Genomic DNA, 12,956 nt, shown 5'->3' on the forward strand with positions numbered 1-12,956 from the left:
CTCAGGACCAAAATTTCCGCTTAAGGGTGATCAGGCTCTGTGTTTCCTTACACCTTTAGAAATGAAAGTCGATTTCCGTTTGAATCGATTTTTTAACTTTAGTAAAGGTTTTTTCCAAGGCGATGTCTCGTAATTTTACTTGATCGTCTAACACAATCGTACGCAGAATATGCTGATAATCTCTGGTCATTCGTTCCGCGGTTTCTTGTGTAAATAGGCTTGTCGCATATTCCAGTTCGAAATGAAGTCGATTATCTTGCTCTTTTGCTTCTAACGTAAGATCGAATTTTGCCACTTTAGTAGCATATGGATAGGGTGAAACTCGCATGCCCTCCAGTTCTATTTCTGGGATTTCCATGTTTTGCATATTAAACATCGTATCGAATAGCGGGTTGCGGCTAAGATCACGTGAAAGCTTCAATAATTCCGGCAATTGCTCCATCGGATAATGCTGGTGCTCAAATGCTTGAAGGATAAGTTGCTTCACTTCGCCAAGATATTGTACGAATGTTTTATCGCTTTGAGGCTGAGTACGTATTGGTAGGATATTAATGAACATCCCCATAACGTTTTCAAGATCAGAATGCGAACGCCCTGCAACCGCAGTACCTGTAACAATATCCTCTTGATTGGCATATTTGGCCAGTAATATCTGATAGGCCGCCATTAACACCATGAAAATGGTTGTATTGCTTTTTTTACTTACCTCAAATACTCCTTGACTTATATCCGAATCAAGCACGAAACGTATCCGTTCACCCTCAAAACTCTTCATTTTCGGGCGATCCCAATCCGTTGGAAGCGAGAGAACTGGAACTTCATTAGCAAACATGTTTTTCCAGTATTCCCCTTGTGTATCCATGATTTTTTTGCCCTCTTGCGTCTGCCAATTGGTAAAATCCTTGTACTGAATAGACAGTGGAGCAAGCTTTTTACCTTGATATAAATCCATCATTTCCCGAATGAATACTCCCACAGACACACCATCAGAAATAATGTGATGCAAATCAACGAATAACAAGTGTCTTTTAGCCGACAACTCCGCGATTGTAACCCGAAGTAATGGAGATTTGCTCAAATCAAACGGCTGGACAAACAGTTTGATTTGTTCATCAATCTCTCGCTCCTCTACATTTATGCAATTGAGAGTTAGCTGAGCTTCTTCTTGAATAATCTGCATCGGTTCCCCATCTACTAGGTCAAACGAGGTGCGTAGGCTTTCATGACGATATACGATTTCTTGCAATGCTTTTTCAAGGCGTCCTTTGTCCAGCTCACCTTCCATCAGCAGAATGCCCGGCATATTATAGCTGGTGCTTTCCATATTCAATTGATGCTGCAGGAAGAGACTCTTCTGTCCGTCAGATAATGGATAACAATCCTTTTTTGGAGCTGGCTGAATGGAAACATGCATGCTTTTCTGCGCACTATGAAGATACGTAGCCTGCTCCTTGATCGTCGGCATTTCAAAGATTTGCCGTAGACTCATCTCGACATCAAAAGCCTTGTGAATACGTGATAACAGCATGATTGCCTTTAATGAATGACCACCGTTTTCAAAGAAATGATCGGTCACGCTGATCCCCTTTATTCCAAGCACGCTTTCCCATATTTGAAGCAATTTTTCTTCTGTAATATTTTCTGCTTTCACTGACTCTCTTGTTTCATCGCTTACAGGTACAGGTAACGCTTTACGGTCTACCTTTCCATTTGTATTCACAGGCATCTTATCTAATTGGATCAGGTAGGAAGGAATCATATAGGCAGGTAATACCTTCGATAAGATTGCCTTCACTTCTGCGTTATTGATCTGGCTGTTGCAGACGATATATCCGCAAAGATACTTATTGCCAAATTCATCTTCAAGATCAGTGACAATTGCTTCATTGATGGACGGAATTTGAACCAATTTGCTCTCAATCTCACCTAATTCGATGCGGAAGCCACGAATTTTTACCTGATGATCTTTGCGTCCATAGAATTCGATGATTCCGCCCGGGAGCCATCTTCCTAAATCCCCTGTTTTATACATACGCCGTCCCTTTTCTACAGTAAACGGATCATCCATAAATGCTGCTTGAGTCCGCTTGGTATCATACAGGTATCCACGGCCTACTCCAATCCCAGAGACAAGAATTTCACCTTTCACGCCAATTGGGCACTGCTGAAGGTTTTCATTCACAATGTAAATATTAAAGTTTTGCAATGGCTGTCCAATTGGAATAGTCGGCATATTTGGTACTGTATCCATATAATAATGGGTGATGTCGTCAGATGCCTCCGTAGGACCATAAGCATTGATTATTGGAATGGAAGGATAGAGGCTGAACCATTTCTTTACTACGTTTTGTTTAAGAGTCTCTCCTGTGACTAACAGGTACTCAAGCGACTGGAAGGCTTGACACTCTTTTTTCAATAGATCAAGCATGACTGACAAATAAGAAGGAACCACCTCTAGTACAGTCACACTGTCTTGTCCTACTTGATCAATGAAGTGCTTTGTATTGAGAATCAGCTCATTGGGATAGATCACTGTAGTTCCGCCGCATACAAGGGCAACAAAAAACTGCCACACCGAAATATCAAAACAATGGGAAGAATTTTGCGCAACGATACTTTCTGATGTTATTTTTACTCCATCAACCTTCGCAAAAATATGGTTCATCATCCCGATATGCTCCACCATCGCACCTTTCGGCTTTCCAGTAGAGCCAGACGTGTAAATGACGTACGACAACTGATTCATATCAAGCGGTATGTTTACGTTATCTGCACTTTCCTTTATCAGATCATCTCTTATTTGGTCGAGACAGATTATTCTTCCCGCAAAGCCACTTCTTACTGTGTCGCTAACCAAATCACTTGTAGTTAGCAGTACCTTTGCTTGCGATTCCTGCAGGATTCCAAGCACACGATCCAGCGGATATTCTGGATCAATTGGCGTATAAGCAGCTCCTACCTTCCACACAGCAAGGATGCTTTCTACCATACGTGGGGCTCTCTCCATGTAAATACCGACCAATCCTTCTGTTGTTAGTCCTGTTTTACTTAGAAGATGACCAAGTCGATTCGCCCCTTCATTTAATTCTTGGTAGGTTATCTGACAATCTTGGTATTGCAGCGCTACCTTATCAGGCTGTTTCAACGCGCAATCTTCTACATAATGGTAAATCGAACGTTCTGTATCAAAATCTCGCTCTGTTGCGTTAAATTGATCAATAATCTCCGCTTGATTTCCCAGATAATCTAATTCTGACAAGGTATTTTTACCATCTGTAATCTGCTTAGCTATATGAATGAAGCAATCTAAAAATGATCCACCCGCAAATACCTGTTGATCATAGTAAATGGAAAGCTCAACGGTATCTGATAACGCTTTGACCCATATATTCACCTGTCGCTCAGAATAATGAAGATGATAATAGTGAATATAAGTCATCTCTTGACAAACCGGAATCATCGTAAAGTTGAGATAATTGAAGTAAAAAGATACCTCTTCTTCCCCTAGGATATTTTTTTGCTCCATCATGGAAATATCTCGATATGCAACCTCTTCTGATTTCATTCTCATCAAGTGAGCGAAATAGTCTTTCATTTCCATCTCTGGTTTGAAAATATGACGTGGAAACAATAGAGGTGTCACTTGATAAAAGTTTCCGACAGTATGGGAGTACTCTGGCGAACGTCCATTAATAATATTGCGGATCAGAAAATCGGATTGCTGGTTGCTATAAATTTTAACCAACAAACCATATACCCCCCATAAGAAATGGGAAAGCCGCACCTTCTCCTTTTCACAATATCTCTTGATCTGTGCAAACAGTTCAGCTGGTATCTGAGTGGTTTGACTTACGACTGCTGATTCCTTTTCTATACCACTAGTGGAAAGCTGCTCCACATTAGAAAGCTTTTCCTTCCAATAGTTTTTGATGATATTGGTATCAAACGTTTGTAAGTTATCCGAAACATAAGCAGTGAAGCTCTCTGTTTCCTTTGGTTTATATTCTGTACCGTTCTCCAAAGCTTCATAGCTTGCTACGATATGCTCAATAATAATTTTGACTCCTACACCATCAATGATGAGATTATGAGCTAAAATGCAAAACGTATGATTCCCAGCCTGATCAGCAGCAAATACGAATCTGACAAGCTTTGGCTCAAATAAGTTCCATGGAACGTTTAGCTCCTGTTCAATCAGCTTGGTTATAAAAGCACTGCTTGTTTCGGCTCCATCTGTTTTGTATTCTTCGTAGGAAAACGGACTATTTTTCTTTACAGCTTGATAAAGTGCAGCGCCATCTTTTAGTAGATGAGCATGAAGCTGCGGAGTCTGATTAAAAACATGCTCGGCTGCCTGCTTCCATCGCTCTTGATTGATCTTTGTTGGGAGATCGATGGTGGTGGCGAAAAGATAACATAGCCCATTGTTTTGGGTAAGCAAAATATCGTAATACATGTCTCGTTGAGTCGTTGTCAATGGATAAACACATTCATAATCAGCCTTTGATAAGGCTAAATGGTTAAATAATGAGTTTTCCGTCCCGTTACTTATTTGTATCTTGCTAATTTCGCTCATTGGATGCTCAAGCAATTCCATCAGCAGCTTTTTGAACCAATCGATCAATACATCCAGCTTTGTTTCGTTAAAAATAGCAGCATTGCATTCCATAAGGCAGGATAAACCATCATTCGTTTCTTGGATTAGCAAGCTTACATCACTACGAGTAGCTGAATTTGTAACCTCAAAAGGTGTCAGCATTAAATCCCCTGCTGATAAGGTATTTGGCAATTCATGATCTGTGCTTTGATATGTAAAGCCTGCGCGAACCTTTTCGATAGGAAATTGAAGCCGCTCTACCATGTATTCTAGTGGGTAATCCTGATTTTCTATCATTTCCACAATTTGCTGTTTCATCTCTTCAATTATATGCAGCCATGTTTTATTACTCGTCACTTGTAAGCGGACAGGTAGTGTATGGACAAACATACCTACCATATTTTCGACTAACGGATGAGTACGACCAGAGGTTACTGTGAGTACCGCTATATCCTCGGTATAGCAGCATTTAGCAAGAAAAATCTCATACACGGCAAATAGAGTATGATATAAGGTTGCCTTGCACTGATCACTGATTTTTTTGAGAGCTGCTGTTGTTTCTGCATCAATCTTGAAACTTTGCACATGACCCCGGCCATTTTGAGCCGTATTCACGTCAACATCAACCGGCAAATTTAATTCAGGAAGCGGTTCAGCTAATAGATTACGCCAATAGGTTTCTTGCTTCTGCACATTTTCTGTAGATAAAAATGAATTCTGCCAGGCTGCAAAATCCTTATAGGTGACACTTAGTTCTGGCAACTGTTTACCCTGATATAAATGAAGCAGTTCTTTTATCAAGATATTCATGCTTAGTCCATCTGAAATAATATGATGCATGTCCAGTAGCAAAATGTGCTTTTCCTCTGCGACTTTTACTAGTTGCAGGCGTATTAGGGGTGCCTCAGAAAGCACAAAGGGTTGAACAAATTCCTCTGTCAAACTGCTTAGCTGTTCCTCTGTTCCTTCTTTAAACGCCAATGGAATGTCTACTTCATCGTGAATTTGTTGAACAATCTCTCCCTCTCTAAGGTGAAAAGATGTTCGCAATGATTCATGCCGCGAAATGACATGCTTAATCTGTTCACGAAGTTTTGCATAGTCCAGTTCTCCTTCGATACAAATCCCGACAGGCAGGTTATAGCTAGTTCCATTATGGGCTTCCTGCTCTGCTAGAACGTATAACCTTTTTTGAACAGAAGAAACCGGATAATCATCTTGTTTTGTCAATTTCGTAATAAGAGGTACACTCATGCCAGTTCCCTGTACAGTATTTGCCGCTAGCTCCCTGATGGTTGGATAGAGAAACATATGATGCAAAGGGATAAAGCAATCAAATTCCTTCTGCATTCTCATAGCAATGCTAGATGCCTGTAGAGATTGACCGCCTAAATCAAAGAAGTTATCTTCCGTGCCAAATTGCTTACTTCCTAAAACATCACTCCAAATCGCCCAAATTTTTTCCTCTGTATCATTGGCAGGTAAAGTAAAACCACTCTCAACTTCTTGGCAGGAAAATGGATCAGGTAATTCAGAAAGATCTATCCCTCCATCACTGCGCAGAGGCATTCCCATTTGTTTTACAAAATGAGTAGGCCGCATATATTCTGGAAGACGGGACGATAAGAACGAGCGAAGCTTTTGAATATTCAATTGATCTGGCTGACTAGTAAAGAGATACGCAGACAGAAGCTCTTTATTGTGGGCCTGATCATCAGCATTCTTCACGATTGCTCGATCTACATCAGGAAATAGCTCCAGCACGGCTTCAATTTCTTGTGTATAAATGCGATGGTTATTACGTATCGCTTGCTTATCTGTGTTTCCGATATACTCCAATTCACCTTCTGGTAAGAATCGAGTTAATTCCCTGGTAGCATACACATTTTGTTTATCACCATGTCCCCATGTAAGGTACAAATTCCCTGCTACACCCACTGGTACTGACTGTCTCTGATCATCTACGATCTCTGGTTGAAAAAAGCCTATTGGATAACCTAATGGAACCTTTTGCAGTACCGCCCCTTCTCGATCAAATGCTTCATGTGATGTAATAAGCATCGGAACTTTCTTCATGCTAAAGGTGCGCAACAGCCTTGAACCATTCGGCAAAAATTCCTTCCATTGAGGTAGGTGATGGTAAAATAATACTTCTGCATCAAGGACAATAAGCTTGAGCCGATCAACTTCTTGTAGGGAAGTAAGTATACGCTTTGTATGCTCGTCTAGCTGACTACCTTTATGAATGAAAATGGTTTTTCCTGTGTCATTGCTTCTCCCAAGCAAAGCATCTTCTTGATGAGCAATTCGCAGAGTCGCTCCATTTACTAGAGCTGGTATCCACAGCTTTTCCCAGAAGTCTACTTCATCAGCCGAAGCAATATACACACAATCCGAGCTTGTAAGCTCGCATTTTTCTTTTACTGCCTCTGCATAACACATGAGCTGTTGATGCGTAAGGCCGCCAACATCTTGTACGATTTGCACAATTTTGTCTTTGCTATTCTGCGATTGTAGGTTTGTAGAAGCTATCTGTTTTACATCTTCCTGTATTTCCTGAAGATCAATAATCTGCTTAGCGTGCTCCTTGACAAATGGTGTCGCTTCTCGTGTTATGACTGCCGCATGCTGTAATATATCGCTCGCTTCTTCATTTAGATAGGTGTACGTGTAGCCTGCTTTGATCACAGCAAGAATACTTACAATCGCTTCTATAGAAGTAGGTAAGCAAATGATCATTTGCTGATTTGGTTCGAGATTCATCTGCTGTATCCAGCGCGCTAATTGATTAGACTGCTCATGAAGGGATTGATACGTAATTTCGCTATTACCGCATAAAACAGCATTCTTGTCAGGATGCTCTAACGCCCACTTTTCTACCTGCTCATGAATAAACAATTGTCCCTTACTTTCTAGAAGGACTTGCTCTTTCAGCTTCTGCGACGCTACCAAATGATGTGTAAGCAGTGGTATACCTGAAAGTGAGCAATCAGAATAACGTATTAAGTCCTCTATTAATCTAGCAAATCCATTGATCCATCCATCTATGATTCCATGTTCAAAGAGATCAGCATTGTATTCAAATTCAAGAAGTAATTCGGCCCCTACTTCAATAACATTAAGTCCGATATCCTGCTTGGTTGTAACCTTTGGAAAAGGTACAAACTCTACAGCACATTCAGGAAATTGCAAATTGCCTGTCGGCCGATCCATGTTGAAGGTTGCAGTAATTCCAGGCAGCTTAGGACTATTCGATTGAGCTGCCAGCATTTTGCCAATTAAAGCCATTGAGCAATGCTGATATTGGTAAACCTCAAAGGCATTCTTTTTCACTACGCTACTAACCTTTTCAAAGGTCATATCTGGCTCAATTTGCCCATGAATCGACAGCATATTTACACATTGCCCTACTAAATGCGAGGAGCCTGCAAGCGCCTGTCCTCCACTAGGGATACCAATGAACATCGAATTTTGGCCTGTTATCTTATGCAAAAATACCTGAAAAGAGGCTAAAAGAGTCAAAAATAAGCTATTTTTCTGCTTCTTACTAAACTCTCTTAATTTGTTTACTACATCGGCCTGTAGAATGAGAGTTGTGTGATTTCCTATGTAGCTACGTTTTGCAGGCTTTATTTTTGAACTTGGAAAATCAAGCACTTCAAACGGTTTTGTACTCTGTTGCTCCCAAAAAGTTACTGCTTCTGGAAGCTGATTCTGCTGCTTATCTTGCCATGCGATAAAATCTCTATACTGCATAGGCTCAGGGAGAACTATTTTCTGATCATGATAGGCAGCGGTATAAAGGGACTCCAATTCTTTTACAAGAATACCTACTGACCATCCATCAGCAATAATATGATGAATAATGAATACTAGCTGATAAACATCTTTTTCTATTTGCAGGATATAGGCTTTGAATAACGGACCTTTTTCCAGATGAAAGACTTGTTTACCCTCGTTGTCCATCCAATCTTGTGCTTGGCTTGTGGCATCCACGCCCGGTTGATCTAAAAAATCAACCAATGGAACATCAATCACCATTTTGGGATGTATACACTGATATTCGCCATCTGCGCTTATCGTTGTTCGTAGGGATTCATGTCTATCAACAAGTTGCTGTATTGCCTGACGCATGCCATCCAATTTCAATTGACCTGTTAGTTGAAGCACGAAGCATTCATTATACGAACGCGACTCTTCCTCTCCTAATTGACAAAAAAACCATAATTGCTTTTGCTCTTCTGATAATGGTACCCGTAGCTTATTTTTAACTCCCTTATCCAGGCTCTCTTCTAAGGGAGATTTAGGAAAAAAACCTGCCTTCTTCATCTCCTCTACGCTGTCTTTAACTGCGTCAATGATCTTTTCGACATCTTGATCAGTATGAGCAGTGGACAAGAAGCAGTTTCTTCCTTCCCAGGTATAAATACCACGGAACAGCAGATGGTAAAATAATATTTCTTGGGTACCTTTTAATACAAAACGGAACAAAGAGCCAAAATGAACCATTCGAATAGAGATATTTTGTTTTCTAAAATAAGCGTTTAGCGTTTGGCACATACGTGCTGTTCGTTGGTTTACCTCTTCTTGTAGGGCACTTCCTTGTTGTTTCAGATGCTCTAGAGTCACTTTTGCGGCTACCATGGTCAAGGGATGATGGCAAAATGTCCCTGCGACGAATGTACGCTTTTCCGCAACTGGTGGATAAGATTGATCGCCATATTGCCAGCATCCTCCGTCAATACAATCTAGATAGGCAGTTTTTCCAGCAACAACGCCTATAGGCATCCCGCCTCCAACAATTTTCCCATAGGTTACCATATCAGCCTGAACACCAAACCATGCTTGGGCACCTCCGGGATGGATTCGGAAACCGGTAATCACTTCATCAAAAATAAGGGCTGTGCCAAGCTCAGTTGTCAGAGCACGCAAGGAGTGTAAAAACTCTTTTGGCTGTAATTCTGGATCGCGGCTTTGAACTGGTTCAACCAATACCGCTGCTAGATCATCGGCATTTTCCCGGATGATTTGCAAGGCCTTCTCACTGCCATATTCAAGCACCAAAATATCATCACTCATGCTTGCTGGAACACCTGGAGCCATCGGTTTGGAGCTACCATCGTCTTTAGCCGTATCAGTGCGAGCTAAGATACCGTCAAAGCTGCCATGGTAAGAGCCTGCAAAGATAGCAATTTTCGAGCGTCCCGTATAAGCTCGCGCTATCCGGACAGCAACCATAACCGCTTCCGTACCTGAGTTATAAAAGGCAACCCGATCTACTCCTGCGATTTCAGAAATTAATTGAGCCACTTCTCCGCTTAATCGTGACATGGGACCTACAGGGAAGCCTCGCTTCAACTCTTCATTGATAGCCTCTGTGATAAAGGCAGGATTATGTCCAAGCAAGTTAACCCCAAATCCCATGCATATGTCTATATATTCATTTCCATCAATATCCCACAGCTTAGAACCCCTAGCTCGATCGCTAACGATTGGGTATATCATTTCTTTCCAGTTGGAACGATATCCCGCCACATTTCGATTATTAGCAAGTACATTGCGATAGTTTTGCGCTAACAGCTTGGAAGAGCGAGTTTTGTCAGAATACCTAGTTATAAAATCCTGTAGATGGCTACGTTCCTGCATTGTTGCGTTATGCGTGGACTCAAAAGAAACCTTTTGATAGGGAACAAACACTTCTTTTTTGTTGTTTTCTTTTGCTAGACTTCTAAAACCAACGGGAGTTCCTTGTACATTCGTAGCTTCTCCTCTAGTTTGTACACGATGCTCATCCATTGCTACGGGAGCCGGGGCTAAGCTCTCCGTCTGACCATTCGGCTGCAGTAAACGAAATACATCCAGTTGTTTTGCCATTATTTCTAATTGCTGACTCATCAATTGCTCAAGCCCGCCTAGATCGGTCTGTCCTTTACCCGTGAGAACTGGTTGATAGTCAGGAACGTGGGGGTGAGAAGACTCGCTACTTGCTGCCTGTACAGTTTCTTCAGATGGTTTCTCAGGCATAGCTTCGCACATCAAGGAAGTGACAAAAAAACTGTCAGGTAAAACTTGCGCTAGATAATTTGCTACATTGTATGTGTTATTTAATTCTTCAAAAAACAGATTAAAGGATATTTGAACACCGTATGTATCTTTAATTTGGTTGTTCAGTTGAATAAATAGAATAGAGTCAAATCCTAGATCATAAAAATTAGCATGCACATCAAATTCTTGCTCGTCTATTCCTGCTTGTGTGCACACCATGTGTTTTACGTTCTGTAAAATCATTTCCACTCTCTGTTTCTCAAAGTGATCGTTGTTTATTTCAGAGATGTTAGATTGTGCATTCACAATATTTCCCTCGCTTTCGTCGATACATGCTGTTCGGGATTCAATCCAATGTCGCTTGCGATCAAATGGATACACAGGTACGCTGATCCGTTTTCGATTTTCTTTCCTATAGATTAGGTCCCAGTCAATAATCGCTCCTGACACATAAGCCTTACATAAGCTGACTAAGGCTTCAGAACTTGTCCGGTCTGTATCTAGGTATATCTCGGCCGCTTCTTTTGCTTCTTGCGTAAATCCTTGAATTTCGCGTTCGCTAACTTTTCCTCTCGAAGGATCACTCTGCTGTTCGCGTACGATCTTATGGATTCCATAGATTAAGTTATGACCCACATGTGATCTGGATTCGTTTGGATGAACTGCTGATAATACGGTAGCTGCTTGTTCTAACTGCTCCATCAATTCCTGTTTTGTAGAAAATGTAAGAGCAAGACGGTGAGAATAATGCGAGCGGCCTCTATTAGCCGTATAACAAATATCAGATAGACTTTCATCTGATTTATCTGGCAAAAAACGGATATATTCTTGTACCAGCGCTTGAAGAGAGGTCACACTTTTGGCAGAAATCGCTAACATCTCATTCCGCTGAGGCAAATAGTCTGCTGCCTCACCCTCCTGTACGGGTGCTTCCTCTAAGATGATATGGCAATTCGTTCCACTTAATCCAAAGGAGCTAATACCGCATCGCAAAGGTTCTTCCTTTGTTTCCCATGTACGCAAAGCCGTATTAACATATACCGGCGAATTCTCAAAGGCAATCTGACGATTCGGCATTTCAAAATGAAGAGTCGGTGGGATTTTCTTGTGTTTTAATGCTAGAACTGATTTGATAATCCCTGCTAAGCCTGCTGCTGCTCCTAGATGACCAATGTTTGATTTAACAGAACCGATTGCACAAAATTGGCGTCGATCCGTGAATGTACGAAATGCTTTTTGGATGGCCTCTACTTCGATAGGATCACCTAACGCCGTACCCGTACCATGCGCTTCTATATAAGATATGGTTTCAGGTTCAATGCCTGCATCCTGCCAAGCGGCAAGAATTACTTCTTTTTGAGCCAGTACATTAGGTGCTGTCAGACCATTGGACGTACCATCATGATTAAGCGCACTTCCTTTAATCACTGCATAGATATGGTCACGATCATGAATGGCTTGGTGCAGCGGTTTTAAAATAAGGGCGGCCACACCTTCTCCCATCCCTGTTCCATCCGAATTCCTATCGAAAGCCCTTGTACGTCGTGTCGATGATTCAATCCCTAGTTTTAATTCATTGTCTAACGGCATAAAATGAAGACCTACACTGCCCGCAATGGCCATATTGCATTCCCCGTTACGGAGAGCTTGGCAAGCGGTATGTATAGCCACCGCCGATGAGGAGCAAGTCGTATCAATTGTTAATGACGGGCCCCTCAAATCTAATAAATAAGCGATTCGACTGGCAATAATCGGTGACAAATTGCCTGGTATAAACAGCGGGATCGATTCATGTCCCACTTCTTTTATCAACCCTTTGTAATCATGCAAAGCATCTCCACTGAATCCCACGTAAACTCCTGTTTTGCTGCCTTTGCATGTTTCACCACCGTAGCCCGCATCCTCAAGAGCATGCCATGCTGTTTCCAAAAACAAACGCTGGCTTGGACTCATGTATGAGGCTTCTTTAGGTGAGAGCCGAAAAAATGCAGCGTCAAATTTGTCGATTTCTTCTAAGAAGGCGCCCTCATAGTAAGTAGCTTCAGCCGTAGATTTAATCGTACGTAGATACGCTTTTGTATCGGCCTGCCTAGATTCAGGGAAAGGACCAATACAATCCTCTCCATCGCAGAGATTATTCCAAAAAGCTTCCAAATGAGATGCCTTAGGAAATTGACCAGACATACCAATAATTGCAATCGATTTTTTATCAACAGCTTTAATGTCACTCTCAGTTTCGCTGATTAAGTTATCTAGTTTAAATGAATGAAAATTAAGCAAAGATGTCTCACTCCTACTTCTTCAGGTTACAATG

The 12,956-nt window shown here is 41.4% G+C and carries 1 protein-coding gene; it reads right to left on the reverse strand.

The features are described 5' to 3' along the window. Nucleotides 1–55: 55 nt before the first annotated feature. Nucleotides 56–12,922, reverse strand: a complete 12,867-nt coding sequence (locus AYJ08_RS13860) for a non-ribosomal peptide synthetase (RefSeq protein ID WP_064018223.1) — start codon at nt 12,920–12,922, stop codon at nt 56–58. Nucleotides 12,923–12,956 lie beyond the last annotated feature (34 nt).

The sequence above is a fragment of the Brevibacillus sp. SKDU10 genome, assembly GCF_001645205.1.
Lineage (GTDB): Bacteria > Bacillota > Bacilli > Brevibacillales > Brevibacillaceae > Brevibacillus_B > Brevibacillus_B halotolerans.